Source organism: Actinomadura sp. NBRC 104425, from assembly GCF_030269545.1.
Classification (GTDB): domain Bacteria; phylum Actinomycetota; class Actinomycetes; order Streptosporangiales; family Streptosporangiaceae; genus Spirillospora; species Spirillospora keratinilytica.
On sequence record NZ_BSTN01000010.1, the window covers coordinates 218,629 to 244,842 of the forward strand.

22 protein-coding genes and 1 pseudogene are annotated in these 26,214 nt (G+C 73.1%); 14 read left to right on the forward strand and 9 right to left on the reverse strand.

The features are described from left to right. Window positions 1-21 precede the first annotated feature (21 nt). From QSK22_RS17910 to QSK22_RS17955, 10 genes are read left to right on the forward strand one after another with little or no spacing between them, the layout of a single operon-like run. Complete coding sequence (locus QSK22_RS17910) at window positions 22-966, forward strand: carbohydrate ABC transporter permease (protein WP_285495343.1); 945 nt, start codon at window positions 22-24, stop codon at window positions 964-966. Then, window positions 963-1,901, forward strand: a complete 939-nt coding sequence (locus QSK22_RS17915) for a carbohydrate ABC transporter permease (protein ID WP_285495344.1) — start codon at window positions 963-965, stop codon at window positions 1,899-1,901. The genes QSK22_RS17910 and QSK22_RS17915 overlap by 4 nt, the downstream gene beginning before the upstream one ends. A gap of 17 nt (window positions 1,902-1,918) precedes the next feature. Beyond that, on the forward strand, window positions 1,919-2,866 hold the full coding sequence (locus QSK22_RS17920; RefSeq protein WP_285495345.1) for an NAD-dependent epimerase/dehydratase family protein: 948 nt from the start codon (window positions 1,919-1,921) through the stop codon (window positions 2,864-2,866). A 1-nt stretch (window position 2,867) separates the two neighbouring features. Continuing rightward, window positions 2,868-3,776, forward strand: coding sequence for a 5-dehydro-4-deoxyglucarate dehydratase (locus QSK22_RS17925; protein ID WP_285495346.1), 909 nt, complete (start codon window positions 2,868-2,870; stop codon window positions 3,774-3,776). Further along, window positions 3,773-4,885 (forward strand): mandelate racemase/muconate lactonizing enzyme family protein, encoded by a 1,113-nt coding sequence (locus tag QSK22_RS17930; protein WP_285495347.1) that lies wholly within the window; start codon window positions 3,773-3,775, stop codon window positions 4,883-4,885. The genes QSK22_RS17925 and QSK22_RS17930 overlap by 4 nt, the downstream gene beginning before the upstream one ends. After that, complete coding sequence (locus QSK22_RS17935; RefSeq protein ID WP_285495348.1) at window positions 4,882-6,189, forward strand: pectate lyase family protein; 1,308 nt, start codon at window positions 4,882-4,884, stop codon at window positions 6,187-6,189. The genes QSK22_RS17930 and QSK22_RS17935 overlap by 4 nt, the downstream gene beginning before the upstream one ends. Next, the gene (locus QSK22_RS17940) at window positions 6,186-7,331 is read left to right on the forward strand and encodes a Gfo/Idh/MocA family protein (protein ID WP_285495349.1); all 1,146 of its coding nucleotides are present in this window, start codon (window positions 6,186-6,188) and stop codon (window positions 7,329-7,331) included. The genes QSK22_RS17935 and QSK22_RS17940 overlap by 4 nt, the downstream gene beginning before the upstream one ends. Then, window positions 7,328-8,188, forward strand: a complete 861-nt coding sequence (locus QSK22_RS17945) for a DUF6807 domain-containing protein (protein ID WP_285495350.1) — start codon at window positions 7,328-7,330, stop codon at window positions 8,186-8,188. The genes QSK22_RS17940 and QSK22_RS17945 overlap by 4 nt, the downstream gene beginning before the upstream one ends. Then, window positions 8,173-9,762, forward strand: a complete 1,590-nt coding sequence (locus QSK22_RS17950) for a glycoside hydrolase family 43 protein (RefSeq protein WP_285495351.1) — start codon at window positions 8,173-8,175, stop codon at window positions 9,760-9,762. Before QSK22_RS17945 ends, QSK22_RS17950 begins: the two co-directional genes overlap by 16 nt. A gap of 35 nt (window positions 9,763-9,797) precedes the next feature. Beyond that, window positions 9,798-11,144, forward strand: a complete 1,347-nt coding sequence (locus tag QSK22_RS17955; protein ID WP_285495352.1) for an ABC transporter substrate-binding protein — start codon at window positions 9,798-9,800, stop codon at window positions 11,142-11,144. Between the two features lie 61 nt (window positions 11,145-11,205). Here QSK22_RS17955 and QSK22_RS17960 read toward each other — a convergent pair whose 3' ends face one another. Further along, window positions 11,206-12,342, reverse strand: coding sequence for a dienelactone hydrolase family protein (locus QSK22_RS17960; protein WP_285495353.1), 1,137 nt, complete (start codon window positions 12,340-12,342; stop codon window positions 11,206-11,208). A gap of 277 nt (window positions 12,343-12,619) precedes the next feature. On the opposite strand from QSK22_RS17960, the gene QSK22_RS17965 reads away from it, so the two are divergent. Next, the gene (locus QSK22_RS17965) at window positions 12,620-14,059 is read left to right on the forward strand and encodes a glycoside hydrolase family 10 protein (RefSeq protein ID WP_285495354.1); all 1,440 of its coding nucleotides are present in this window, start codon (window positions 12,620-12,622) and stop codon (window positions 14,057-14,059) included. Between the two features lie 108 nt (window positions 14,060-14,167). On the opposite strand, the gene QSK22_RS17970 is transcribed toward QSK22_RS17965, so the two are convergent. From QSK22_RS17970 to QSK22_RS17995, 6 genes are all read right to left on the reverse strand, one after another. Next, complete coding sequence (locus QSK22_RS17970) at window positions 14,168-15,445, reverse strand: ABC transporter ATP-binding protein (protein WP_285495355.1); 1,278 nt, start codon at window positions 15,443-15,445, stop codon at window positions 14,168-14,170. 217 nt (window positions 15,446-15,662) lie between these two features. Next, window positions 15,663-16,679, reverse strand: coding sequence for a LacI family DNA-binding transcriptional regulator (locus QSK22_RS17975; RefSeq protein WP_285495356.1), 1,017 nt, complete (start codon window positions 16,677-16,679; stop codon window positions 15,663-15,665). A gap of 142 nt (window positions 16,680-16,821) precedes the next feature. Next, window positions 16,822-18,252: a GH1 family beta-glucosidase gene (locus QSK22_RS17980; RefSeq protein WP_285495357.1), complete on the reverse strand. Its 1,431-nt coding sequence runs from the start codon at window positions 18,250-18,252 to the stop codon at window positions 16,822-16,824. Then, window positions 18,249-19,139, reverse strand: coding sequence for a carbohydrate ABC transporter permease (locus QSK22_RS17985; protein ID WP_285495358.1), 891 nt, complete (start codon window positions 19,137-19,139; stop codon window positions 18,249-18,251). The genes QSK22_RS17980 and QSK22_RS17985 overlap by 4 nt, the downstream gene beginning before the upstream one ends. Further along, the gene (locus tag QSK22_RS17990) at window positions 19,136-20,125 is read right to left on the reverse strand and encodes a carbohydrate ABC transporter permease (protein WP_285495359.1); all 990 of its coding nucleotides are present in this window, start codon (window positions 20,123-20,125) and stop codon (window positions 19,136-19,138) included. The genes QSK22_RS17985 and QSK22_RS17990 overlap by 4 nt, the downstream gene beginning before the upstream one ends. Window positions 20,126-20,365: 240 nt before the next feature. Then, the gene (locus QSK22_RS17995) at window positions 20,366-21,691 is read right to left on the reverse strand and encodes an ABC transporter substrate-binding protein (protein ID WP_285495360.1); all 1,326 of its coding nucleotides are present in this window, start codon (window positions 21,689-21,691) and stop codon (window positions 20,366-20,368) included. Between the two features lie 282 nt (window positions 21,692-21,973). On the opposite strand from QSK22_RS17995, the gene QSK22_RS18000 reads away from it, so the two are divergent. Then, window positions 21,974-23,239, forward strand: coding sequence for a glycoside hydrolase family 6 protein (locus tag QSK22_RS18000; RefSeq protein ID WP_285495361.1), 1,266 nt, complete (start codon window positions 21,974-21,976; stop codon window positions 23,237-23,239). Window positions 23,240-23,561: 322 nt separating this feature from the next. On the opposite strand, the gene QSK22_RS18005 is transcribed toward QSK22_RS18000, so the two are convergent. Further along, a complete protein-coding gene (locus QSK22_RS18005) occupies window positions 23,562-23,882 on the reverse strand; it encodes a hypothetical protein (protein WP_285495362.1) in 321 nt (106 codons plus the stop codon). Between the two features lie 211 nt (window positions 23,883-24,093). On the opposite strand from QSK22_RS18005, the gene QSK22_RS18010 reads away from it, so the two are divergent. Next, window positions 24,094-24,780 carry a nucleotidyltransferase domain-containing protein gene (locus tag QSK22_RS18010; RefSeq protein ID WP_285495363.1) on the forward strand — a complete coding sequence of 229 codons (687 nt, stop codon included), beginning with the start codon at window positions 24,094-24,096 and terminating at the stop codon, window positions 24,778-24,780. Beyond that, window positions 24,777-25,529 (forward strand): nucleotidyltransferase domain-containing protein, encoded by a 753-nt coding sequence (locus QSK22_RS18015; RefSeq protein ID WP_285495364.1) that lies wholly within the window; start codon window positions 24,777-24,779, stop codon window positions 25,527-25,529. The genes QSK22_RS18010 and QSK22_RS18015 overlap by 4 nt, the downstream gene beginning before the upstream one ends. 513 nt (window positions 25,530-26,042) lie before the next feature. On the opposite strand, the pseudogene QSK22_RS18020 reads toward QSK22_RS18015, so the two are convergent. Continuing rightward, a pseudogene (locus QSK22_RS18020) lies at window positions 26,043-26,214 on the reverse strand (IS256 family transposase); the annotation flags it as partial.

Below are 26,214 nucleotides of genomic sequence, written 5' to 3' on the forward strand. Positions count from 1 at the left end.
CCGACCCGTAAGGAGGCGCTCGTGGCCATCGCCGAGGCGACCACGGCCGGGCGCGGCACCCCGCAGCCCCGGCGCAGACGGCGCCGCCGGCCCGCCCGCGGGCCGCGCACCCCGTACCTGCTGATCACACCGTCGGTGCTGCTGATGCTGGGCTTCCTGGTCTATCCGGTGGCCGGCGTCTTCTACTACAGCCTGCAGCGCTACAACATCACCAAGCCGTGGGACAACGGGTTCGCCGGGCTCGGCAACTTCCGCGACATGCTCGGCGACGACCTGTTCTGGCAGAGCCTCGGCTTCTCCGCCGAGTGGGTCGCCGCGACCGTCGGCTTCCAGCTGGTGCTCGGGCTGGCGCTGGCGCTGCTGGTGAACGAGACGTTCGTCGGCCGCGCGCTGGCGCGGGCGCTGGTGTTCTCCCCGTGGGCCATCTCCGGCGTGCTCACCACCAGCATCTGGATCCTGCTCTACAGCCCGACCACCGGCTTCACCCCGTACCTGGCCGACCTCGGCCTGGTCGAGCACGGCTCGTCGCCGCTGTCGGACACCGGCAGCGTCTTCCCCGCCGCCGTGCTCACCGAGCTGTGGCGCGGGGTGCCGTTCTTCGCCATCCTCCTGCTGGCCGACCTGCAGAGCATCCCCAAGGACCTGTACGAGGCGGCGTCGGTGGACGGCGCCACCCGGCTGCGCCGGTTCTGGCACATCACGCTGCCGCACCTCAAGGACGCCATCATCCTGGCGACCCTGCTGCGGGCGGTGTGGGAGTTCAACAACGTCGACCTGCTCTACACGCTCACCGGCGGCGGCCCGGCGCACCAGACCACCACGCTGCCGCTGTACGTGGCGCAGAAGGCGACGGTCGCGCACGAGTTCGGCTACGGATCGGCGCTGACCACGGCGGCGTTCCTGATCCTGCTGTTCTTCTCCATCCTCTACCTGCGCCTCAGCAAGTTCGGAGGTGAGCGGTCTTGAGCCGCCGTCCCACCATGACCCTGGACGACGAGCGCGCGGCCGGCGCCCCGGCGGCGTCCCCGGCGGACGGCGGGCCGGACGAGCCGGCCCGGCGCCGCCCCGCCCGGCGCGGGCGGCGCGGTGGCGCGGGCGGCCCGCGCAAGTGGGAGATCTACCTCCCGCTCGGCCTGTACCTGGCGTTCACGCTGATCCCGTTCTACTGGATGCTGCTGTACGCCTTCCGCCCGGCGGGCCGGACCGGCTTCCTGCCCTGGCCGCTGACGTTCGAGCACTTCAGCACCGTGTGGAACAGCGTCGGGTTCGGCGTCTACTTCCAAAACAGCCTCAAGGTCGGGGTGGTCGCGCTGATCACCACCACGGTGATCGCGCTGGCCGGCGGGTACGCGCTGGCCCGCTACCGGTTCCGCGGCAGGACGCTGTTCCTGGTGGCCATGCTGTGCACCCAGTTCATCCCCGGCGCCATGATGCTGATCCCGCTGTTCGAGATCTTCCGGGAGCTGCAGCTGGTCAACTCGCTGTGGAGCCTGGTGATCGCCGAGACGGTGTTCCAGCTGCCGCTGTCGCTCATCCTGATCAGCGGGTTCGTCCGCAACGTGCCGGTGGAGCTGGAGGAGGCCGCCTGGGTGGACGGCTGCTCGCGGCTGCGCGGCTTCCTCACCGTGGTGCTGCCGCTGCTGCGGCCCGGCCTGGTGGCGGTCGGCTCGTTCGCCTTCATCCACTCCTGGAACAACTTCCTGTTCGCGCTCATGTTCCTCAGCGAGCAGGAGAAGTACACCGTCCCCGTCGGCCTCAACTACATGATCGGCGAGTACGGCGCCGACTTCGGCGCGCTGGCCGCCGGCGGCGTGGTGGCGGCCCTGCCCGTCGTGCTGGTGTTCGCGGTCATCCAGCGCTACCTCGTCCAGGGGCTGAGCGCGGGCGCGGTGAAGGGATGAGCGTGCGAGGGGAAGCGGTGAGCGAGAACACGACGGCGGCGATCGCCGAGAGCGCGCTGGAGCCGGGGACGCGGATCCTGGTCACCGGCAGCGCCGGGCGGCTGGGACGCAGCGTGGTGACGGCATTGGCCGAGGCGGGGCACGAGGTGATCGGCGTGGACCCGGCGCCCGGCACCCCGGCCGACGCGGCCGCCGTGCTGCCCGCCGACCTCACCGACCTCGGCGAGGCGTTCGAGGCGATGGCGCGGTTCCGGCCCCGGGCGGTGGTGCACCTGGCCGCGATCGCCACGCCGTTCAGCCGCACCGACGCCTACACCTACCGGGTCAACACGCAGCTGGCGTTCAACGTGTGCGAGGCGGCGTCGCACTGCGGCGACGTGGAGCGCGTCGTGCTGGCCAGCAGCCCGACCGTCATCGGGTACGGCGCCCCGCACGGGTGGGCGCCGTCGTACCTGCCGCTCGACGAGGAGCACCCGGTGGCGCCGTGGAACGCCTACAGCCTGTCCAAGCTGGCCGCCGAGCACACCATGCGGATGTTCGCCGCCGCTGACGGCGACCGCGTCCGGTACGCGGCGCTGCGGCCCTGCTTCGTGGTGGCGCCCGAGGAGTGGCACGGCGCGCCGACGCAGAGCGGCCACCGCATCGACGAACGCCTCGACCGCCCCGAACTGGGCGGGATGTCGCTGTTCAACTACATCGACGCGCGGGACGCGGCCGAGTTCGTCCGGTGCCTGCTGGACGGGCTGCCCACGCTGGCCAACGGCGAGGTGTTCTTCGCCGGGGCGGCCGACGCGCTGGCCCGCGAGCCGCTCGCCGAACTGCTGCCCCGGCACCTGCCCGCCGCGGCTCCGCACTGCGCGGCTCTGGCCGGCACCGCCCCCGCGTTCTCCTCCGCCAAGGCCGAGGCGCTGCTCGGCTGGCGGCCCAAGCGCAGCTGGCGCACCGAACTGTCCACGGAGGTATGACATGCGGCTGCAGGGAGTGCTGTTCTTCCCGGTGACGCCGTTCGGCGCGGACGGCGCGCTGGACGAGGCCGTGCTCGCCGAGCACCTGCGCGCCGGGCTCGCGCACGGGCCCGGCGGGGTGTTCGTCGCGTGCGGGACGGGCGAGTTCCCGTCGCTGTCGCCCGCCGAGCACGACCGCGCGGTGCGCACGGCGGTGCGGGTCGCCGGCGGGGCCGCTCCGGTGGTCGCCGGGGCGGGCGGACCGCTCGGCGCCGCCCTCGACCAGGCCCGGGCCGCGGCGGCGGCCGGCGCCGACGGGCTGCTGCTCATGCCGCCGTACCTGGCCCAGGGGCCGCGGCACGGGCTGCGCGCCTACGTCGAGGCGGTCGCGCGGGCCGCCGGCATCCCGGTGATCGTGTACCAGCGCGGCGGGGTCGTGCTCGACCCGGACACCGCCGTGGAGCTGGCCCGCGTGCCGGGCGTGGCGGGCCTGAAGGACGGCGTCGGCGACATCGACCGGATGGCGCGCATCGTGCGGGCGGTGCGCCGCGAGATCGGCCCCGACTTCACGTTCTTCAACGGGCTGCCGACCGCCGAGCTGACCCAGCCCGCCTACCGGGCGATCGGCGTCGAGCTGTACTCCTCGGCGGCGTTCGGGTTCGTGCCCGAGGTCGCCGCCGCCTACCAGCGCGCCCAGCACGACGACCCCGAACTGGCCGAACGGCTGCTCGCCGAGTTCTACACGCCGCTGGTGGAGCTGCGCAGCCGCGTCCCCGGCTACGCGGTGTCGCTGGTCAAGGCGGGCGTGCGGCTGCGCGGCCTGGACGCCGGCGCGGTGCGGCCGCCGCTGGTCGAACCCGCGCCCGAGCACCTGGACGAGCTGGCCCGCTTGGTCAAGACCGGGCTCGCGCTGGTGGGGGCGGGCTCATGAGCGTCATCGCGGAGGTGCGCAGCAGCGTCCACCGGATCCCGCTGGTGCGGCCGTGGGGACCGGACACCACGCACATCCACCTGGTCGTCACCCGCGTCATCACCGACGACGGGCGGGCCGGCACCGGGTTCACCTGGGCGCCCAACGTCGGCGGGCGCGCCGCGCACGCCCTGCTGGAGTCCGACATCCGCGACGCGGCGATCGGCCTGCCCGCGCATCCGGCCGTCGCCTACGACCGGCTGTGGTGGCACCTGCACGAGGCGGGGCGCGGCGGGCTGACCACGATCGCGCTGGCCGCCGTCGACCTGGCGCTGTGGGACCTGCACGCCCCGGCCGGCCTGGTCGAGGCGGTCGGCCGCCGCCGCGACGCCGCCCCCGTCTACGGCAGCGGCGTCAACCGCCACTACACGGTGGACGAGCTGGCCGACCAGGCCCGGCGCTGGGTCGGGCGGGGCCTGACCGCCGTGAAGATCAAGGTCGGGCTGGCGGATCTGGACGAGGACGTCGCCCGCGTCGCCGCCGTCCGCCGCGTCATCGGCCCCGGCGTGCGGCTCATGCTGGACGCCAACCAGCTGTGGGACCTGCCCCGCGCGCTGCGCGCCATCGAGGCGTTCCGACCGCACGACCCGTACTGGATCGAGGAGCCGCTGCCCGCCGACGACGTGCAGGGGTACGCGCGGCTGCGCGAGGGCGCGCCCGGCGTGCCGATCGCGCTCGGCGAGAACACCCACACCCCCTGGCAGTTCCGCGACCTGCTCACCGCGGGCGCCTGCGACATCCTGCAGCCCAATGTGGTGCGGGTCGGCGGCGTCACCCCGTTCCTGCGCATCGCCGAGCTGGCCCGCGCCTTCAGCGTGCCGGTCCATCCGCACCTGCTGCCCGAGCTGTCCGGGCAGCTGGCGTGCTGCCTGCCGCTGCCCGCGATGGTCGAGGACGTGGAGGACGCCTCGTTCGCCGCGCTCGGCCTGCTCGACACCGCCGCCCCGCCGCCCGTGCGGATCGGGGACGACGGCCTGCTGCGTCCCGGCGACGGCCCCGGACTCGGGCTGCGCTTCGACGCGGACCTGCTGAAAAGCTCCCGGCTCGACGACGACGGAGGAAACTCGTGAAGCTCACCGCGACGGTCGTCACGTCCGCCTTGACCATCGGCAGCGTCATCGGCAGCGCCCTCGCCGCGCCGGCCGCCCACGCCGCCACGTCCCGCACCGCCTCCCAGGCCGCCGTCTCCCAGGGCGCCGTCTCCCAGGGCGGGGGGCACCGCACCGACCTGGGCCGCCAGACGCTCGCGCCGAACGACGGGTGGGCGGCCGCCGAGGGCGGCACCACCGGCGGCGCCGCGGCCGCCCCCGAGAACGTCGTCACCGTCCGCACCCGGCAGGAACTGGCCGCCGCCGTCGCCGGCGACACCCCGAAGATCGTGTACGTGCGGGGCCACCTGAAGGGCGGCGACGACTGCGACGCCTACGCCGACCCCGAATACAGCCTCGACGCCTACCTGGAGGCGTTCGACCCGGCGCACTGGAGCGGGCCCGCGTCCGGGCCGCTGGAGGAGGCCCGCAAGCGCTCCACCGACAACCAGCGCAAGGACGTCGTCGTCCGCGTCGGCTCCAACACCACGATCGTCGGCGTGGGCAAGGGCGCGCGGCTGACCGGCATCAACCTGATGGTGCAGGACGCCGAGAACGTCATCATCCGCAACCTGGACGTGCAGGACGCCTACGACTGCTTCCCCGGCTGGTCGGGGGCGGACTGGAAGACCGAGTTCGACAACATCACCGTCTCCGGCTCCCGGCACGTGTGGGTGGACCACGTCACCCTCGGCGACGGCGACCGCCCCGACTCGGCCGAGCCCAAGTACTTCGGCAAGGTCTGGCTGCACCACGACGGCCTGCTCGACGTGGTGAACGGCAGCGACCTGGTGACCGTCTCCTGGTCGAAGTTCGCCGACCATGACAAGTCGCTGCTGTGGGGCAACAGCGACAGCGCCACCGGCGACCGCGGCAAGCTGCGCGTCACCCTGCACCACAACGAGTTCCGCGGCCTGATCCAGCGGGTGCCGCGGGTGCGGTACGGGCGGGTGCACGTCTACAACAACTCCTACGTGTGGTCGCCGCAGTCGCTGTACGCGTGGGGCGCGGGCAAGGAGTCGGCGATCTACGCGCAGAACAACCACTTCAGCGCCGGCACCCCCGCCGAGAAGATCATCTACAACTGGGGCGGGACCGCGATCCACGCCGAGGGCACCTACGTGGGGAACCGGCCCGTCGACGCCCTGGCCGCCTACAACGCCGCCAACGACCCCGACCTGTCGGGCGACGTCGGCTGGACGCCCACCCTGCACGGCCGCATCGACCCCGCCCCAGCCGTCCCGGGCCTGGTGCGCGCCCGGGCCGGAGCGGGCCGCGTGTCATGACGGGCGTCATCCTGGTCGGCGCCCACGGGCACGGGCGCTGGCACCTGGACAACCTGCGCCGGGCGGCCGCCGCCGGGACGGCACGCCTCGCCGGCGTCTGCGACCTGCGGCCGGTGGACGAGGCGGCGCTCGCCGGGTTCGACCCGGCGCCGGAGCAGTCGCCCGACCTGCCCGCGCTGATCGACCGCACCGGCGCCGAGGTCGTCATCGTCGCCACGCCCATCCCCACCCACGCGGAGCTGACGCTGGCGGCGGTGGCGCGCGGCGCGCACGTCCTGCTGGAGAAGCCGCCCGCCGCCACCTACGCCGACTTCGAACGCATCGCCGCCGGGGTGCGGGACGCCGGACGCGCCTGCCAGATCGGCTTCCAGAGCCTGGGCTCCGCGGCGATTCCCGCGGTGTGCACCCTGATCGCCGACGGGGCGGTCGGCCGGGTGCGGGGGATCGGCGCCGCCGGGGCGTGGCTGCGCACGTCCGCCTACTTCGCCCGCGCCCCGTGGGCCGGGCGGCGGCGCGCTGGCGGCACCGACGTGGTCGACGGCGCGCTGACCAACCCGTTCGCGCACGCCGTGGCCACCGCCCTGGCGGTGGACGGCAGCGAGGGCCCCGGCGACGTCGCGGGCATCGAGCTGGAGCTGTTCCACGCCTTCCCGATCGAGAGCGACGACACCTCCTGCCTGCGGCTGCGCACCGCGCGCGGCACGGTCGTCACGGTCGCGGCGACGCTGTGCGCGCCCAAGCGCACCGAGCCGTACCTCATCGTGCACGGCGAAAAGGGGCGCATCGCGCTCACCTACACCCGCGACGAGGTGCGCCTGGAACGGCCCGGCCGCGACCCGATCGTCTCCGTCCACCCGCGCACCGACCTGCTGGACAACCTGCTCGCCCACGTGCGCGGCGACGCCGAGCTGCTCGTCCCGCCGGAGCGCACCGCCGCGTTCATGCGGGTGCTGGACGCCGTGCGCACCGCGCCGGACCCGCTGCCCATCCCCGACGGGCGGCAGCGCGTCACCACCGCGGACGGGCAGCAGCGGCGCGAGCTGCCCGGCGTCGAGGCGCTGGTCGCGGCCAGCGCCGAACGCCTCGCCCTGTTCTCGGAGCTGGGCGCGCCGTGGGCGGTCCGCGAGGAGGTGCCCGGATGACCGCCGGACCGGTGGAGCTGACCTGCGCGGGACGCGTGGTCGCCGAGTACGTGACCCGGCCGGACCTGCCGGCGGCCCTGTCGCCCCGCCCCTACTTCCACCCGGTGCGCACCTTCGCCGGGACCGAGGTCACCGAGCTGACGCCCGCCGACCACCGGCACCACCTCGGCGTCAGCATCGCGGTGCCCGACGTCGGCGGGCGCAACTTCTGGGGCGGCCGCACGTTCGTCCGCGGCCGCGGCCCGACCTGGCTGGACAACCACGGCGTGCAGCGGCACCTGAGCTGGGCGGGCCGCGCCGCCGGCGCCTTCACCGAGACGCTCGCCTGGATCGGCGCCGACGGCGAGGCCGCCCTGCGGGAGCGGCGGGACGTGCGCGCGGTCGCGGCGGGCGACCACTGGGCGCTGGACGTGGCGTTCACGCTCACCAACGCCACCCGCGGGCCGCTGCGGATCGGCAGCCCCGCCACCAACGGGCGGCCCGGCGCCGGGTACGGCGGGTTCTTCTGGCGGGCGCCCGGCGCGTCCGCCGGCCTGCGGGTGCGCACGCCGCACGCCGAGGGCGAGCAGGCCGTGCACGGCGCCCGCGCCGACTGGCTGGCGCTGACCGGCACCGCACCCGACGGCCGCGCCTGGACGCTGGCGTTCCTGCCCGCCGACGCCGCCACCGCCGCCGACCCGTGGTTCGTGCGGGTCGCCGAGTACCCGGGGGTGGGGTCCTCGCTGGCCTGGGAGCGCTCCCTCCAGGTGCCCCCGGGCGGCTCCGTGGCCCGGCGCATCGTGACGGTCGTCGCCGACGGGCACCTGTCCGACGCCGAGATCGGCAAGCTGCGGGAGGCCCTGTGCCCGGCTCGGTGAACACGCCCGGCTCGGTGAACGCGCCCGGCTCGGCGGCCCGGCTGCAGTGGACCGCCGACCTGGGCGACGGCACGTACCGCAACCCGGTGCTGAACGCCGACTGGTCCGACCCCGACGCGATCCGCGTCGGCCGCGACTACTACCTGACCGCCTCCAGCTTCCACCGCGTGCCGGGCCTGCCCGTGCTGCACTCCCGCGACCTGGTCAACTGGACGATCATCGGGCACGCGCTGCCCGAGCCCGAGCCGGCCGAGGCGTACGCGGCACCGCGCCGGGGCCACGGCGTGTGGGCGCCGGCGCTGCGCCACCACGCCGGCCGGTTCTGGATCTTCTACCCGGACCCCGACCGCGGGATCTACGTCGTCACCGCCGCCGACCCCGCCGGGCCGTGGACGCGGCCGCGCCTGCTCAAGCCCGGACGCGGCCTCATCGACCCCTGCCCGCTGTGGGACGAGGACGGCTCGGCCTACCTGGTGCACGCCTGGGCCAAGAGCCGCGCCGGGTTCAACAACCGGCTCACCCTGCACCGGATGAGCCCGGACGCCACCCGGCTGCTGGACGAGGGCACGGTCGTCGTGGACGGCGACGAGATCCCCGGCTGCCGCACCCTGGAGGGCCCCAAGCTGTACCGGCACGGCGGCCACTACTGGATCTTCGCGCCCGCCGGGGGAGTGGCCACCGGCTGGCAGTACGCCTTCCGCGCGCCCGGCGTCTTCGGGCCCTACGAGCACCGCGTCGTCCTGGAGCAGGGCGACAGCGACGTCAACGGCCCGCACCAGGGCGCCTGGGTGGACGCCCCCGACGGCGGGCACTGGTTCCTGCACTTCCAGGACCGGGGCGCCTACGGCCGCGTCGTCCACCTGCAGCCCATGCGGTGGCGCGCGGACGGCTGGCCCGAGATCGGCGTGCACGGCACGCCCGTCCGGCGGCACCGCAAACCCGTGGCGGGCCAGCCGCCCGCGGCCCCCGCAGCCGGCGACGACTTCGCCGGCGGGCGGTTCGGCCCGCAGTGGACCTGGCAGGGCGTGCCCGACCCGGCGTGGACCGGGCGGGCGCCCGGCGGCGGGCTCCGCCTGGCCTGCGTGCGCAGCGCCGACGCCGGCGACCTGCGCCGCCTGCCCGGCGTGCTCGGCCAGCGGCTGCCCGCGCAGACCTTCACCGCCGCCACCGACCTCACCCTGACCGCCGGCGAGCCGGGCGCCCGCGCCGGGTTGACGGTGCTCGGCGACGCCTACGCCTGGATCGGCCTGGAACGCACCGCCGCGGGAGTGGACCTGGTGTACCGCGTCGCCCGCCCGGACGGCCCGGAGCGGGACGCGGCCCCGCGGCGCCCGCTGCCCGACCCGGGGCGCCCGGTCCGGCTGGCCGTGCACGTGGGCGCCGGAGCCGAGTGCCGCTTCACCGCCGACGCGGGGACCGGGCCCCGGCCGTTCGGCGGCCCGTTCACCGCGACCGGGGCGCTGTGGGTCGGCGCCACCCTCGGCCTGTTCGCGGCCGCCCCGCCCGGCCCGGGCCCGGCCGCAGGCCACGCCGACTTCGAGGGCTTCCACGTCGACGGAGAGGACCACTCATGACGATCCCACCCCACATGAGAAGGGCAGGAACGACGATGACTCGACGCGGTCGCGAGCCGGGACGCGGAACCTTCCTGGCGAGAGTGCCGCTGGCGGCCACCGCGCTCATGGCGGGCGGCGCGCTGCTGCTCGGCGCGTGCGGCGGCGGCTCCGGGTCGTCCGGCGGCACCGTCACGATCACCTACTGGGACACCAACGCCAGCGCCGCCAACACCCCCCGGTGGCAGCACACCATCGCCGAGTTCGAAAAGCGCAACCCCACGATCAAGGTCAAGTACGTCGGCATCCCCATCGCCCAGGTGCAGCAGAAGATCGACACCGCCATCGCCGCCGGCGGGCTGCCGGACTCTGTCGGCATGACCACCGCGCTGCTGGCCTCGGTGGCCGGCCAGGGCGCGCTGGAGCCGCTGGACGGGCGGCTGGCCGCAAGCCCGCTCAACGGCAAGCTCAACAGCACCTTCCTGCAGCTCATCAAGCAGGCCGGGCCGGACGGCAAGCTGTACGAGCTGCCCAGCAACGCCAACATGGGCGTGCTGTGGTACCGGCCCGACTGGTTCAAGGAGAAGGGCCTCAAGCCGCCGGAGACCTGGGACGACTTCTACACCGCGGCCGAGCGGCTCACCGACGCCGGCAAGAACCGCTACGGCTACACCATCCGCGGCGGCGCCGGGTCGATCGCGCAGGTGCTGGAGTTCATCTACGCCCAGTCCGGCATCACCCAGATCTTCGACGCGCAGGGCAAGGCCACCATCAACGACCCGCGCAACGTCGCCGCGCTGCAGAAGACCGTCGCGCTGTACAAGAAGTACACCCCGAGCGCCGACGTCAACAACGACTACATCAAGATGACCGCCCAGTTCGACGGCGGCACGATCGGCATGATGCAGCACAACCTCGGCTCCTACGGCGACCACAAGAAGGCGCTGGGGGAGGGCAAGTTCGCCGGCCTGCCGATCCCCGCGCTGCCCGACGGGACCCGGGTGGTGATCTCCAACCCGATCGGCGGGACGGCGGTGTTCAAATCCAGCAAGCACAAGGACGCCGCCTGGAGGTTCGCCGAGTTCGTCTCGTCCCGGGAGATGTCCTCCTACTGGAGCCGCGAGCAGGGGCAGATCCCGGCCAACACCGAGTCGGCGGCCGAGCCGTGGATCAAGGAGAACCCCACCCTGGAGAACGCGATCAAGGCGACCAACGACCCCAAGACCAAGCTGGTCCAGCTGCCGTACTACCTGCCCGAGTTCAACGCCATGACCAAGTCGGAGGCCGAGCCGCAGTTCCAGAAGGTGCTGCTCGGGCAGCTGACGCCGCAGGCGTTCCTGGACGAGCTGGCCAAGAAGTTCACCGAGGCCGAGGCCAAGTACCGCCAGCGCAAGGGCGACTGAGGCGGGGGCACCTGATGCGGGGGGGGGCGACTGACGCGAGGGCGCTGACGCCCCGGCCGCGTCACCGGCCCGGGGCGGGGGACAGCACCGACGACAGCCATTCGAACGCCTGCTCCTGCATCGCCGCGTCGAAGACGTGGCCCACCGGGTGGAACGCCCCGGTGTAGGCGTCCGGACGCCCGGCCGCCCGGTACGACCGGCGCAGCCGGGCGTCCGCATGCCGCATGCCCTCGGGAGGGAACAGCGGGTCGCGCTCCCCGTACAGCACCAGCAGGGGGGACGGGGCGCCGAGCGCCACGATGTCGGGCCAGTCGCCCACCGCCGCAAGGCCGGGCGGCCACGACACCCACGAATGGGCGTCCACGTGCTCGCCCAGCATGTCCGGCAGCGAGGCCATCATCGCCACCACCACCGACGCCCGCACCTGAGGGCACAGCGCGTGCAGCATCCCCGCGCGCAGGCCGCCGCCCGACAGGCCGATGCAGCCGAGCGCGTCCGCCCGCACGCCGGGCAGCCCGGCCAGCACGCGCGCCGCGATGAGGTCCTCGCGGGCGATCAGGCCGAGCAGGGACGTGCCCAGCAGGTTGCAGTACTTGGCGACGACCGGCTCGTGGTGGCGCGCGGCGGTGTCGTAGTACCGCGGCCCGCTCATCGACCCGCCCCGCCGTTCGGCGAGTTCGCGCAGGTCGTCGGCGAGGGCGCGGACGCGTTCGGGCATCGTCTCCAGCGGGAAGCGGCGGCTGCCCCACAGGAACACGTCGTGGCACAGCACCGCGAAGCCGCGCCGCGCCAGCTCCGCCGCGAACGCCCGGCCGCCGTAGATCTCCTCGCGCAGCGCGCGGATCTCGGGCGGCGTCCCGCCGGACGGGCCGTCGGCGATCTTCTCCTTGCCCCAGTACTTCATCCCGGCGTGGCAGTGCAGCGCCAGCACGCCCGGCAGCGGCCCCCGCGCGCCGGCCGGGCGCAGCAGCCAGGCGCGGGTGCGCGGCCCGAACCCGGGCGACCACGACAGCTCCTGGCCGTCGATCCCGCCGGCCGACCAGGCGCGCTCGGTGCGCACGCCGGCGTCGTCGCCGTACGGGGGCATGCCCAGCGACTCGTCGAGGCGGGCGCGCAGGGACGCGTCGGGGCGGGGCCACAGCGCACGCCGCCGTCCCGCCAGCTCCACCAGCCCGCCGAAGTCTCCCAGATGCCGCATAGGTCAGCACCCTAGAAGCCGAACTGCCCGCCCCAGGGGCCGACGGGGCGGGCAGGCGGAACGCCGGGAGCGATGGGCGGAGCCCCCGGTTCGTCGTTCCACCTGCAAGTCGCCGGGGCGGGGGCGGAAGGTTGCCGCGCCGCCCGGAAATATCTGTGAGAGATGTGAAAGACCGTCTTCCGGGCCGTACGGGGGCGGGGTACCTTCGGCGCGGTGTGGGAGCGCTCCCAGGGCCGGGACCGGTTCGCACCCCGTTCATCCGAGGAGGGTCATGCCGATGAGGTTCCGTCCAGCGCCGGCCGTCGCCGCCGGCCTGCTCGCCGCCGCCGCGGCCGTCGCGCCCGCGCCGCCGGCGGCCGCGGCACCTGCCGCGGCGCCCGTCGCAGCGCCTGCCGCAGCGCCTGTCGAGAAGGCCGCCGAGCCCACGCTCGGCGAGCTCGCCGCCGCCAAGAACCGCTACTTCGGGTCGGCCACCGACAATCCCGAGCTCAGCGACGCCGCGTACGTGTCCATCCTCAGCAGCGAGTTCTCCTCCATCACCCCCGGCAACTCGATGAAGTGGGACGCCACCGAACCGCAGCGGGGGCAGTTCGACTTCAGCGGCGGCGACGCCATCGTGGACCTCGCCCAGCGCAACGGGCAGCAGGTGCGCGGGCACACGCTGGTGTGGCACAGCCAGCTGCCGAGCTGGGTGTCGGGCGGCAACTTCTCCGCCGAAGAGCTGCGGTCCATCCTGCAGAACCACGTCACCACCGTCGCGTCCCACTACAAGGGCAAGGTCGTGCACTGGGACGTGGTGAACGAGCCGCTGAACGAGGACGGCACCCTCCGCGACACCGTCTTCTCCCGCACGCTGGGGGAGAGCTACATCGCCGACGCCTTCCGCGCCGCCCGCGCCGCCGACCCCGACGCCAAGCTCTACATCAACGACTACAACATCGACGGGATCGGCGCCAAGAGCGACGGCATGTACCGGCTCGTCACATCGCTCCTGGACCAGGGCGTGCCCATCGACGGCGTCGGATTCCAAGGGCATCTGGCGCTGCAGTACGGCTTCCCGTCCCGCATGCAGGAGAACCTGCAGCGCTTCGCCGACCTCGGCCTGGACGTGGCCATCACCGAGCTCGACATCCGCATGCAGCTGCCCGCCGACAGCACCAAGCTCGCCACCCAGGCCACCTGGTACTCCGACGTGACCAAGGCGTGCCTGGCCGTGTCCCGCTGCGTCGGCATCACCATCTGGGACTACACCGACAAGTACTCCTGGATCCCCAGCGTGTTCCCCGGAGAGGGCGCCGCGCTGCCATGGGACGAGAACCTGCAGCCCAAGCCCGCCTACGACGCGCTGCGTGTGGCCCTGGGCGGCACCCCCGGCGGCGGCGACCCCGACCCGGCGGCGTCCTGCAAGGTCTCCTACGCGGTCACCGCCCAGTGGAACACCGGCTTCACCGCGGCCGTCACCATCACCAACACCGGCTCCACCGCCATCAACGGGTGGACCCTGACGTTCGACCTGCCCGCCGGGCAGCGTGTGAGCCAGGGCTGGAGCGCCCAGTGGTCGCAGTCCGGGACGACCGTCACCGCCGTGAACGCCTCCTGGAACGGCACGCTCGCCCCCGGCGCGTCCACCTCCATCGGGTTCAACGGCACCCACGACGGTCAGACGCCCGCGCCCACCGCGTTCACCCTCAACGGCACCACCTGCACCACCGCCTAGAACAACCGGCGGCCCCAAAGCCGGGCGCCGCGGCCCGTTAGCGACGGTGACCCCTCTCCGCAGCGGCCCGCGGCGCCCTTCCACGTCCGCCCCGGGGCGGCCCCCGGCTCAGCGTTGGACGGGGTCGATGCGGCGGCCGTCCTGGCCGAAGAACAGCGCCCGCGACACGTCCAGCGCCAGCCGCACCGGCGCCCCGACCTGCTGCCCGTGCCCGGACCTCAGCCGCACCACCAGGTCCGACCGGCGGTGCGCGCCCACGTGGTCGGACGCCGGCTCGGGCTCGCCGCGGCGGTTCCCCAGCCGCAGCAGCGCACGGACCCGGTCCAGCACCGCCGGCTCGGTACGCGGGGCCGCGTCCTGCGCCGGCCGCTCCGCGCCGAGCAGGTCGCGGTCGACCACCGGAACGTCCGTCTCCACATGCGCCAGCCACTCGTGCCCGTGGTACTCCAGCGCGCGCAGCCGCCCCGACAGCCCGGCGCCCCCGTCCGGCCCGTCCACGGGCCACAGCGCGTCGGCGCGCACCCCCACCACGATCGGCATGCCGTGGTGGCGCGCCAGATGCTCCACCCGCGGATCGGTCCACGGCAGCCGCAGCTCCTGGCCGCCCAGGTCGATGGTGACGCTGCCCTCGCCCAGCTGCGCGTAGACGATCCCGGTGAGCAGGTTGATCTGCGGGGCGCCCAGGAACGCGGCGGTGAACGCGGTGGCGGGGTCCTCGTACACCTGGGTGGGTGTGCCGAGGTCCTCCAGGCGCCCGTCGCGCAGCACCGCGATCCGGTCGGCCAGCGTCAGCGCCTCCACCTGGTCGTGGGTGACGTACACGGTGGTCACGCCGAGGCCGCGCACCAGCGCGCCGATCTCCAGCCGCAGGTCGGTGCGCAGCGCCGCGTCCAGGTTGGACAGCGGCTCGTCCATCAGGAACACCGACGGCTCGCGGATGATCGCCCGGCCCATCGCCACCCGCTGCCGCTGCCCGCCCGACAGGCTGCCGGGCAGCCGGTCCAGCGTCTGGTCGATCTTCAGGGCGCGCGACAGCTCGACCACCTTGGCCCGGATCTCGGCCGGGTCCTCGCCCGCCAGCTCCAGCGGGAACGCCAGATTGCCGTGGATGCTGCGGTGCGGGTACAGCGCGCCGTTCTGGAACACCATCGCCACGTTGCGCTCGCGCGGCGGCAGGTCGGTGGCCGGCCGGTCGTCCAGCCACAGCTCGCCGCTGCTGGGCTGCTCCAGACCGGCGATGATGCGCAGGATCGTCGACTTGCCGCAGCCGGACGGGCCGAGCAGCACCAGCAGCTCCCCGTCGCGGACATGCAGGCTCAGGTCGCGCACCGCACGCACCCCGCCCGGATAGACCTTGCTCACCGATTCGAGGGTGACTGAGGCCATCGCTGCACCTAGGGTCGGGGGTCATGGGCGCGGCGCACCGCGCCCTCCTCGGGTGGTCCGGCCGTGCCCCCTCACCGACGGCGCCCTTGCGCATGCGATACGGCGCCCGCCGCACGGACCGAGGTACCCGCAAGTACACCGTGATGTACACCACTTTGTCCAGTGTGACTCGCGGGTTCGCGCAGGTGGCCGCGCGCCCCGGGGGCGCGCGGCGCACTCACGCCGACTCGCGCAGCACCAGATGGGTCTGCAGGATCACCACCGGCTCGGCCACGGCCTCGCCCCGGATCCGCGACACCAGCAGCCGCGCCATGCTGCGGCCCATCTCCTCCACCGACTGGTGGACGGTGGTCAGCGGGGGATCGGCCACCGGGGCGCTGGCCGAGTCCTCGAAGCCGATCACCGCCACGTCCTCGGGGATGCGGCGCCCGCGCTTCTTCAGCACCCGCATGGCGCCCAGCGCCATCGGGTCGTCGGCGGCGAACACCGCGTCCAGGTCCGGGGCGATCTCCAGCAGCTCCTCGGCGGCGGCGACCCCGCTGGCCTCGCTGAAGTCGCCGTACACCACCAGCTCCGGCAGGCCCGCCTCGGCCAGCGCCTCCCGGTACCCGGCCAGCCGGTCGATGCCCACGCCCATGTCCTGCGGCCCGGCGACGGTGGCGATGCGCCGCCGCCCCTGGTCCAGCAGGTACTGCACGGCGCGGCGGGCGCCGTCGCGGTTGTCGACGTCGACGTAGCTGACCGGGGACAGGCCCGGGGGCCGCCCGCCCAGCACGGTCGGCACCCCGTTGGCCTCCAGCTTGGCCGGCAGCGGGTCGTCGGCGTGCAGCGAGGTCAGCAGCACCCCGTCGACGTGCTGCCCGGTCAGGTACTGCTCCAGCCGGGCGTACTCGTCGGGGGACTGCGCCAGCGCCAGCAGCAGCTGCAGCCCGGTGGCGTTCAGCTCCGAGCTGATGCCGCGGGTGATTCCGGCGAAGAACGGCTCGTCGAACACCCGCAGCTCGGACTCGGCCACCACCAGCGCCACCGTGTCGGTCCGCCGGGTCACCAGGGTGCGGGCCGCCCGGTTCGGCACGTATCCCAGCTCGTCGATCGCGCGCAGCACCGCCTCGCGGGCCCGGCGGCTCACCCGCGGCGAGCCGTTGATGACCCGCGACACGGTGCCCCGCCCGACCCCGGCCCGCGCGGCGACCTCCTCCAGGGTGGGCCGGTCCGACGGGCGTCTCACCGCCATGGGCGCCCCGCCGTCCGCGCGGCCGCGCCGGGCCCACGTACGAGCCTGCGTCCGAGCCCCCGCATGAACCCGGTGTCCGGTGCCCGTCCGGGCACCCTGGTCTCCCGCATCTGTTCCGGCCCCTTCGTCGCGTGCGACGCCGTCAGCGGTGGTCCGGCAGTCCGCCCTGCCGGATCACCCGCGAGTACCAGCGTGCGCTCTCCTTGGGCACCCGGCGCTGGGTGGCGTAGTCGACGTGCACCAGCCCGAAGCGCTTGGAGTACCCCCATGCCCACTCGAAATTATCCAGAAGCGACCAGGTGAAATAGCCGCGCAGGGGCACGCCCTCGGCGATGGCGTCGTGGCAGGCGCGCAGGTGCGCCTCCAGGTAGGCGATGCGGTCGGTGTCGTTGAGGGGCAGGTCGCCGTTGGGGGGCTCGTCGTAGCCCGCGCCGTTCTCGGTGACGTACAGCGCGACCGGCGGGTACTCGCGGTGCAGCCGCACCAGCAGCTCGTGCAGGCCGGTCTCGTCGATCTCCCAGCCCATGCCGGTGACCGGGCGGCCGCCGTCGACGAACCGCACGAACTCGCTGCCCACCCAGGGGGAGTGGCCGGAGAACGGCGACGTCGCCGCCTGGGTGGCCTCGCCCGGGGTGCCCGCCACGGTGAACCGGGAGTAGTAGTTGACGCCGAGCTGGTCGAGCCGCTGGTTGATCACCGCCAGGTCGCCGTCCCGCACGCACGCGTCGAAGTCGTGCCCCTCCAGGTCGGCCAGCACGTCGGCCGGGTAGGAGCCGCGCAGCAGCGGGTCCAGGAAGAGCCGGTTCTGCATGCCGTCGATGCGGCGCGCCGCGTCCAGGTCGGCCTCCGACTGCGTCGCCGGAGAGACGGCGTACAGGTTGACGGCGGCGCCGAACCGGTTCTGCGGGCGGCGGGCGCGCATCGCCTCGACCGCCAGGCCGTGCCCGAGCATCAGGTGGTGCGCGGCGCGCAGCGCGGCGGCCGGCTCCCTTCGACCGGGCGCATGCTCTCCCGAGGCGTACCCCAGGAACGCCGCGCACCACGGCTCGTTGATCGTCATCCACTGCGACACCCGGTCGCCGAGCGCCGCGTGCACCTCCCCGGCGTAGTCGGCGAACCGGTGCGCGGTGTCGCGCTCGGGCCAGCCGCCGGCGTCCTCCAGCGGCTGCGGCAGGTCCCAGTGGTAGAGCGTCGGCCACGGCTCGATGCCCGCCTCCAGCAGGGCGTCCACCAGGCGGCGGTAGAAGTCCAGGCCCGCGGGGTTGAGCGGCCCGGCGCCGGACGGCTGCACGCGCGGCCAGGACACCGAGAACCGGTAGGCGGTCAGGCCCAGTTCGGCCATGAGCGCCACGTCCTCGCGGAACCGGTGGTAGTGGTCGACCGCCACGTCGCCGGTGTCGCCGCCCAGCACCTTGCCGGGCGTGCGGCAGAAGGTGTCCCAGATGGACGGCCCGCGGCCGTCCTCGGCGGCGGCGCCCTCGATCTGGTACGCCGCGGTGGCGGCGCCCCAGCGGAACCCCGCGGGGAACGCGACGGCGGGCGCGGGCTCGGAGCTGTGCTGTACGGAGGTCACGCCTTGATCGCACCTTCCATGATTCCGCCGATGATCTGGCGGCCGAACAGGATGAAGACGATGAGCAGCGGAAGGATGGCCAGCGTCGTCCCGGCGAACATCAGCGTGTAGTCCTTGAAGTAGGCGTTCGCCAGGTTGTTGATGGACAGCTGGACGGTCGGGTTCTCGGGGTTGAGCACCGCCAGCGGCCACATGAACTCGTTCCAGGTCTGCATGAACGTGAACAGGCCCAGCACGCCCGCCGCGGGCCGCAGCGCCGGCAGCACGACCCGCCAGTACAGGCCGAAGGTGGTGCAGCCGTCCACCCGGGCGGCCTCGATCAGCTCGTCCGGCACGGCCTGGTCGGCGTACTGGCGCATCATGAACACGCCGAACCCGGTGACCAGGAACGGCACGATGACCGCCTGCAGCCGGTTCTGCCAGCCCAGCTCCACCATGATCATGTAGAGCGGGATGATGCCCATCTGCACCGGGATCATCATGGTCGCGATGATCACTAGCAGCAGCGCGTTCTTGCCGCGGAAGCGCAGCTTGGCGAAGGCGAACCCGGCCAGCGAGGCGAAGAACACCGTGGAGACCGTGACGCACGACGACACGATCGCCGAGTTGACCAGGCCCTTGGCGAAGTAGGCGTCGGGGTTGTCGAACAGGCGGCCCACGTTGTCGCCGAAGTTGCCGCCCGGCGTCATCGGCGGCGGCACGGCGCCGACCACCTCGTTGCCGCGGGTCGCGACGATGATCATCCAGTAGATCGGGAAGATCGACAGCGCCAGCGCGGCGATCAGCGTGATGTAGGTCAGCGGGCTGGCGTCCCACAGCCCGCGCAGCCGCCCGGCGCGGCGCCGCGCGCCGCCGGAGCGGCCCGGTCGCGACAGCACGGCGGTCATCGCGCCCCTCCCGCACGCCGGACGAACAGGAAGTTGAGCAGCGAGAAGACGATGATCATCAGGAAGAGCATCCAGGCGATCGCCGCGCCGTAGCCGTAGGCGTCGCTACGGAACGCGTTGTCGAACATGTACATGGCGACGGTCTGGTACTGGTGCACCGGGCCGCCGTCCATCCGGCCGCTGCCGAACAGCACCGGCTCGGTGAACAGCTGCAGGCCGCCGATCGTGGAGATGATGACGGTGAAGAGGATCGTGGGCCGCAGCATCGGAACGGTGATCTGCCAGAACTGGCGCACCCGGGAGGCGCCGTCGATGGCCGCCGCCTCGTACAGGTCCTTGGGGATGGCCTGCATGGCGGCCAGGTAGATCAGCGCGTTGTAGCCGGTCCACCGCCAGTCGACCATCGCCGAGATCGCCACCCAGGACCAGCCGCGCGACGCCTGCCAGTCGATCGGGTCCACGCCGACCTGGCCGAGCAGCCAGTTGACCATGCCGTAGTCGCGGGCGAACAGCTGGGCGAACACGATCGCCACCGCCGCGGTCGAGGTCACCATCGGGGCGACCATGCCGATGCGGTAGAACGTGCTGGCGCGCAGCCGCCGGTTCAGCAGGTTGGCCACCCACAGCGCCAGCAGCAGCTGCGGCACGGTGGACATGAAGAAGATCCCGATCGTGTTGACGACCGAGCGCCAGAACGCCTCGTCGCCGAGCAGCTCCCGGTAGTTCTGCAGCCCGGTGAACTCCCGCAGGCCCGAGGCCAGCTCCCAGTCGTGCAGGGACACCCAGACGGTGAAGACCAGCGGGAACGCGCCGAAGATCAGGAAGACGATGTAGAAGGGCGAGATGAACAGGTAGGGCGAGGCCCGCATGTCGAGCCGCGCGAGACGGGTCCGCCAGCCGCGGCGGGGCGCGCCGGGCGGAGCGGACCGCTGCGCTCGGCCCGCCCGGTTGCGCCCGGAACTGGCCGGGCGCACGTCGACGCTCATGAAAACGTCCTTTCTGGGCGTCGGGGAGGTTCGGATGATGCGGCGCGCCTGCGACGCGTCGGTGTGGCGCCCGCCTTCCCGCGGGGAGGCGGGCGCCGGACGGGGGCCGGGGGAAGCGGCGGCGGCGGGTGGGGCGGTCGTCTGCTGCGCCGCCGCCGCGGCCCCTGGGCCTGCACGCTCCCGGGGGCCGGACGCGGTCCGGGATCTCCGGCCCGTCACGGCTCCCGGGAGGCGCGGGCGTTACCGTGCCGCCCTGGTGGCGGCTTCGACGGCGCGGTTCCAGGCGTCGGACGCCTTGATCTGGCCCTGGCCGACGCCGAGGAGGACGTCCTCGACGTCCTCACGCACGTCCTCGTTCTTCGGGCCGAGGTGCAGCGGCTTGACCGCGCCGGCCATCTCGCTGAAGATCTTGCCGATCGGCGCGTCCCCGAAGTAGGGGTTGGTCTTGCCGGTCACCGCCGGGTCCTGCTGGGCCTGCGGCGAGGACGGGAAGGTGTTCTTGTCCTTGAACGCGGCCAGCTGGCCCTGCGGGCTGGTCAGGAACTTGGCCAGCTCGGCGGCCTCCTTGGGGTGCTTGGACTGCTTGGGCACCGCCAGCCAGGAGCCGCCCCACACGCCGGCGCCGCCGGGCAGCTTGGCCACGTCCCACTTGCCCTTGCCGTAGTCGCCGGAGAACTCCTCGATGCCGCCGAGCATCCAGGCGGGACAGGGCAGCGTGGCGAAGGTGTCGCGCTTGAGGGCGGTCTGCCACTCGGGCGTGAAGATCCGCATGTTGGCGGTCAGGTTCTCGGTCTGGAAGCGCAGCGTGGTGTCGAATGCCGTCTTGACCGCCGGGTTGGAGCTGAACACCAGGTTGTCGTTGTTGTCGAAGTAGGTGTAGCCGACGGTCCTGCCGCCCTCCTGCGACACGGTGGTGCGCCAGATGGCGGTCGGCCCGTCCAGCCACTTGGTCTTGGGCACCTTCGCCTGGAACTTCTTGCCCGTCTCCAGGAAGCTGTTCCAGTCCGGCCACAGGTTGGACACCTCGTCGCGGTCCGTGGGCAGCCCGGCCTGCTTGAACAGGTCCTTGCGGTAGCACATGCCCATGGGGCCGATGTCGGTGCCGAGGCCGACCAGCTGCTTGCCGTCGGCGGTGATGCCCATCTTCCACTTCCAGGGCAGGAAGTTCTTCTCCAGCGACGCGCCGCCGTAGTCGAACAGGTTGACGAAGCGGTTGGCCTGCTGCATGTAGGTGGGCAGGATGCCCTCCTCCAGCGCGACCACGTCGCCGGCGCCGCTGCCGGTGGCCATCCACTGCTGCAGGCGCGGCTTGAACTGGTCGAGCTCGGCGACCTTGCGCTGCCGGATCTTGATGTTGGGGTGGGACGCCTCGTACTGCTTGTACAGCCCCTCGTAGCCGAACTCGCCGAAGACGTCGACGGTGAGCTCGATCGTGCCGCCGGACGAGCCGTTGTCGTCGTCCCCGCCTCCGCAGGCGGAGGTGGCGGCGAGAATCCCGGCGAGCACGGCGGCCAGGCCCGTTTTCAGTCCCCTGCCGCCGGGGACGCGGCGCGTGGTGGCCCTCATTGGGGGACCCCTCTCGTTCGTGAATCGGCTGTGGGAGCGCTCCCACGAAGGAAAGACTGTGCTCCACGTCACTGTCAATGGGTCGCAACATAACCGTTACGTTCGCGAAAACTTGCTGGTCCGCGACGTGTGGGAGCGCTCCCATCACGTTGCGTAAGTAAGTCCTGGCTGTGGCCGTGCGGGCGTGCGCACACCGGCGGTCGGCGGTTGACAGGCGCCGCGCGGACCGGAACTCTCGGGATATGGGAGCGCTCCCAAGCCGAGGAGCTTCGAGGAGCACGCATGAGAGCACGCATCGGCCCCGCCGCGGTGGCGCTCGCCGCGGTCGCGGGCGCGGTGGTGACGGGCACGGGCGCGCCCGCGCAGGCCACGGTGCCGCCTGCGCGGCACGTCACGACCGCGGCGACCGCCGCCGGTCACGCCGCCCGCGCGGGCAACCCGCTGGACGGCCCCGTCCGCTTCTACGTCGAGCCCGACACCAACGCCGGGCGGCAGGCCAAGGTGTGGGCGAGCGAAGGCCGCACCCAGGACGCGGCGTACATGCGCGCCCTGTCGCACATCTCCCAGGCGGTGTGGTTCACCGGTGGAACACCCGACGAGGTGCGCAGGTCCGTCCGCGCCACGATGCGCGACGCCGCCCGGCAGAAATCGGTGCCCGTCCTGGTCGCCTACTACGTGCCGGGCCGCGACTGCTCCCAGTACTCGGCGGGCGGCGCCCCGAACGAGCAGGCCTACCGCGCGTGGATCAGGGCGTTCGCCGAGGGCATCGGCGGCGGCGAGGCCGTGGTGATCGTCGAACCGGACGGCCTGGCGCTGCTGTCCAGCGAACCGTGGTGCAACGAGGGCGGCGGCGGAACCACCGGGCAGCCGGAGGACATGGCACTGGTCGAGCAGCGGTTCCGCGAGATCCGCCACGCGGTGGACACCTTCACCCGGCTGCCGCGCACCGGCGTCTACATCGACGCCGGCCACTCGGCCTGGCAGTCCATCAACGACTACGACGCCGGGTACGGGGAGCCGCGCGCCCAGCCCGGCATCGTCAGCCGCCTGCTGCGCGGCGGCATCGCCAAGGCCGACGGGTTCTTCCTCAACGTCTCCAACTACCGCGCCGACGCCGAACTGGTGTCCTACGGCACCGACGTCGCCAAGTGCATCCGGTTCCGGCAGCGCACGGGCGCGGCGTCCTGCACGCCGGACGACCTGGCCGCCGAGCCCGCCGACCCGCGCCGGCTCACCCACTTCGTGATCGACACCAGCCGCAACGGGCAGGGGCCGTGGACCGCCCCGCCCGGCAAGTACACCGACCCGCAGGAGTGGTGCAACCCGCCCGGCCGCGGCCTGGGCGCGCGGCCCACGACCCGCACCGGCAACGGGCTGGTGGACGCCTTCCTGTGGGTGAAGCGGCCCGGCGAGTCCGACGGGCAGTGCACCCGCGGCACCCCCGGCCCCGCCGACCCCGAATACGGGTCGGCCGACCCGGCCGCCGGCGAGTGGTGGCCGGAGTACGCCCTCGGGTTGGCTCAGCGGGCAGTACCTCCCCTGCGCTGAGCCCGGCCTCCCCCCGGGGGCCGCGGGGAGGGGCGCGGGGCATGGGCCGCGCCCCTCCCCGCTCGCATTTCCGGCGACAGGTCGCGCGATCGGCCGTGCGGTCAGTCGCGCGGCCCGGCGGAGGCGTCGGCCGCCACCGGCCCGCATGATCTGCCCCATGCGCTCCAGGTGGCCGGAACCTGGGTCACGGCCTGGTTCCACGTCACGGCGTGCAACGTCATCGGCGGCGACTACGACCCGCGGGCCAGGTCCTGCAGGGGCGTCCGACGGCCACCGCCGGTTGACCGCCCTGCCATCCACGTGAACCGCCGACCTCTGAGCGTCAGCACCGCGTGAGGGCCGCGTCCATGACCCGGTCCTCACCGCGGTTGATGCTCAGCCACTGGCCGGGGGCGGGCAGTTTCACCCCGTGGCCTGCCAGGCACTTCTGGAACGCGCTGTCCTTCACCACCCGGATCCGGACGGCCTCTCCCGGGGTGAGCAGCGACGCACAGGATTCGATGGCCGTGCGCATCCGCTCCTCGCCGCCGCTGTTGTTCTCGTCCTCGGGCAGCCGTATGCCCTGCTGCTGCAGGCACCCCCGGAAGGTGTTCGCGTCCGGCGCCCCGGGGGCGGTCGTCGCCGCCGCGGGCGTGGAGGCCACCGGAGGCGACGCGACGTGGGATGAAGCGACAGGTGGGGAGTCCGACTCGCCGCTGCATCCCGCGAGAACCCCCACCGCGAGCACGAGGCCCGCCCAGGTACCGACACGCATGCCTCACCTGACCATGCCGCCGCGTCTTCCGGGAGGCCCGTGACCGGCGTCGGCCGATATCGGTTTGGCATCGCCTGCCGCCTTCGGCCAAGCTCGCCCTGTGGACGATCTCGGTGTGCGGCTGGTGCGCGACCACACGATTCTCTCGGTGGTCGTGGGCTCGCGCGCCTACGGGCTGGCGGTCGACGGCAGCGACGTGGACCGGCGCGGCGTCTACGTGGCGCCGACGCCGCTGTTCTGGCGCTTCGACAAGCCGCCCACGCACGTGGACGGGCCCGGGCCCGAACAGTTCTCCTGGGAGCTCGAGCGGTTCTGCCTCCTGGCGCTGGACGCCAACCCGACCGTCCTGGAGTGCCTGTGGTCGCCGCTCGTCGAGCGCGTCACCCCCGTCGGCGAGGAGCTGCGCGGCCTCCGCGACGCGTTCCTCTCCCTGCGGGCGCATCGCACGTTTCTGCGGTACGCCGAAAGCCAGTTCCGCAAGCTGGAGGGCGACCTGCGCAACCGGGGCGAGCCGCGCTGGAAACACGTGATGCACCTGCTCCGCCTTCTGATCAGCGGGCGCCACCTGGTCCGGCACGGCGAACCGCTCGTCGACGTCGGCGAGTACCGCGCCGCGCTGCTCGCCGTCCGCCGCGGCGAGATGCCATGGGACGACATCGCCGCCTGGCGCGCCGAGCTGGCCGCCGACATGGACCAGGCCCTCGCCGGCACTCCGCTCCCCGCCGAGCCCGACCGCGCCCGCATCGAAAAGTTCCTGCTCTCCGTACGACGCAGAGAGGTCGCATGAACCTTCCCGAGGGCATGGCCGAGCACCTGGATCAAGGCCACCCGTACCCGCGCGCGTTCGTCACCGTCAGCGGCGCCCACCTGTACGGCTTTCCGTCCGTCGACTCCGACATCGACCTGCGCGGCGTCCACCTGCTGCCGCTCCCCGAGGTCGTCGGCCTGGAGACGGGGCAGGAGACCGTCACCTGGACGTGGGACCAGAACGGCGTCGAGGCCGACCTGGTCACCCACGACCTCGCCAAGTTCTGCCGCATGCTGCTGAACCGCAACGGCTACGTGCTCGAACAGGTCGCCTCACCGCTGATCGTGGCGACGTCCCCAGTGCACGAAGAACTCCTGGCCCTCCTACCGGACCTGGTCACCTCGGCCCACGCCCACCACTACCTGGGCTTCGGCCGCAACCAATGGACGCTCTTCGAGAAGACGGGCCGCCTCAAGCCTCTTCTCTACACGTTCCGCGTCCTGCTCACCGGAATACACCTGATGCGCACCGGCACGATCGTCGCCGACCTGAACGAACTCGCCCCCGAATACGGCCCGCCGTACCTCCCCGACCTGATCGAGGCCAAGCGCGCCGCCGAGCACGGCGCCCTCCCGTCCGACGCGCCCGCCCGCGCCCGCCTCGCCGACGACGTCAAATCCCTCACCCAACGCCTGGAGGAAGAACGCGACCGCTCCTCCCTCCCGACCAAGCCCACCGCCCACCGCGCCCTCCACAACCTGCTCGTCCGCACCCGCCTCGCCCGCTGAACCGTCACGGCGCCACGGACACCGGCGCGCATACGCAGGCCGAGCGCGGCAGTCCCGCCACCGCGGCACCGATGTCCACCGAGGGGGCCGGCAGCCGCCGGGAGATCAACGCACCCGCGAACTCGGGCTTGCGCAGTGTGGCCGACCGGCTCGATGCCGTCGAACAGATCCTTGAGCAGGGTGATCAACGCATCCACGCGCCCCGGCAGGGGCGAGGCCGGATCCGCGTAGCCGTCCGCCATGGCCGCCCCGATGTTGGCGGCCTTCCACACGCCCGCCTTCCCCTCGCCGATGCCGAGCCAACGAAGTACTGGTTCGTCCGAGGTACCGGTTCGCTGGTGGAACTGGCGGCGGCGGTTCGAAACCACGAGCAGTCGTCGGCCTGCTCTCAGATGGGCGCCATGAGGGCCCAGACGACTTTGCCTTGGCCAGTGGCCGAGGGACGGACCCCGGCCGGTCACGTCCAGCGGAGTGGTGTATGAGTCGGCCTCCGCGTGATCCTGTTTCTGCCGGTTAAGCAGTGATCGCCTGCTGGTCGGTCTCGTCCCCGCAAGGGCTGCCGTCAATCACTCGCAGTCTGGCTTTGGCGAGGAACTCCAGGCCCATGTAGCGGCGGCCCTCGGTCCACTCGTCGGTCTGCTCCATCAGCACGGCGCCGACGAGGCGGATGATCGCGGTGCGGTCG

What these genes read in the sequence shown, in the direction of transcription:
- QSK22_RS17940 (WP_285495349.1), top strand. Translation starts at nt 6,186, where the DNA reads ATGACGGGCGTCATCCTGGTCGGCGCCCACGGGCACGGGCGCTGGCAC.
- QSK22_RS17955 (WP_285495352.1), top strand. Translation starts at nt 9,798, where the DNA reads ATGACTCGACGCGGTCGCGAGCCGGGACGCGGAACCTTCCTGGCGAGA.
- QSK22_RS18015 (WP_285495364.1), top strand. Translation starts at nt 24,777, where the DNA reads ATGAACCTTCCCGAGGGCATGGCCGAGCACCTGGATCAAGGCCACCCG.
- QSK22_RS17965 (WP_285495354.1), top strand. Translation starts at nt 12,620, where the DNA reads ATGAGGTTCCGTCCAGCGCCGGCCGTCGCCGCCGGCCTGCTCGCCGCC.
- QSK22_RS17995 (WP_285495360.1), bottom strand. Translation starts at nt 21,691, where the DNA reads ATGAGGGCCACCACGCGCCGCGTCCCCGGCGGCAGGGGACTGAAAACG.
- QSK22_RS17975 (WP_285495356.1), bottom strand. Translation starts at nt 16,679, where the DNA reads ATGGCGGTGAGACGCCCGTCGGACCGGCCCACCCTGGAGGAGGTCGCC.
- QSK22_RS17960 (WP_285495353.1), bottom strand. Translation starts at nt 12,342, where the DNA reads ATGCGGCATCTGGGAGACTTCGGCGGGCTGGTGGAGCTGGCGGGACGG.
- QSK22_RS17985 (WP_285495358.1), bottom strand. Translation starts at nt 19,139, where the DNA reads ATGACCGCCGTGCTGTCGCGACCGGGCCGCTCCGGCGGCGCGCGGCGC.
- QSK22_RS17930 (WP_285495347.1), top strand. Translation starts at nt 3,773, where the DNA reads ATGAGCGTCATCGCGGAGGTGCGCAGCAGCGTCCACCGGATCCCGCTG.
- QSK22_RS17925 (WP_285495346.1), top strand. Translation starts at nt 2,868, where the DNA reads ATGCGGCTGCAGGGAGTGCTGTTCTTCCCGGTGACGCCGTTCGGCGCG.
- QSK22_RS18000 (WP_285495361.1), top strand. Translation starts at nt 21,974, where the DNA reads ATGAGAGCACGCATCGGCCCCGCCGCGGTGGCGCTCGCCGCGGTCGCG.
- QSK22_RS17970 (WP_285495355.1), bottom strand. Translation starts at nt 15,445, where the DNA reads ATGGCCTCAGTCACCCTCGAATCGGTGAGCAAGGTCTATCCGGGCGGG.
- QSK22_RS17990 (WP_285495359.1), bottom strand. Translation starts at nt 20,125, where the DNA reads ATGAGCGTCGACGTGCGCCCGGCCAGTTCCGGGCGCAACCGGGCGGGC.
- QSK22_RS17945 (WP_285495350.1), top strand. Translation starts at nt 7,328, where the DNA reads ATGACCGCCGGACCGGTGGAGCTGACCTGCGCGGGACGCGTGGTCGCC.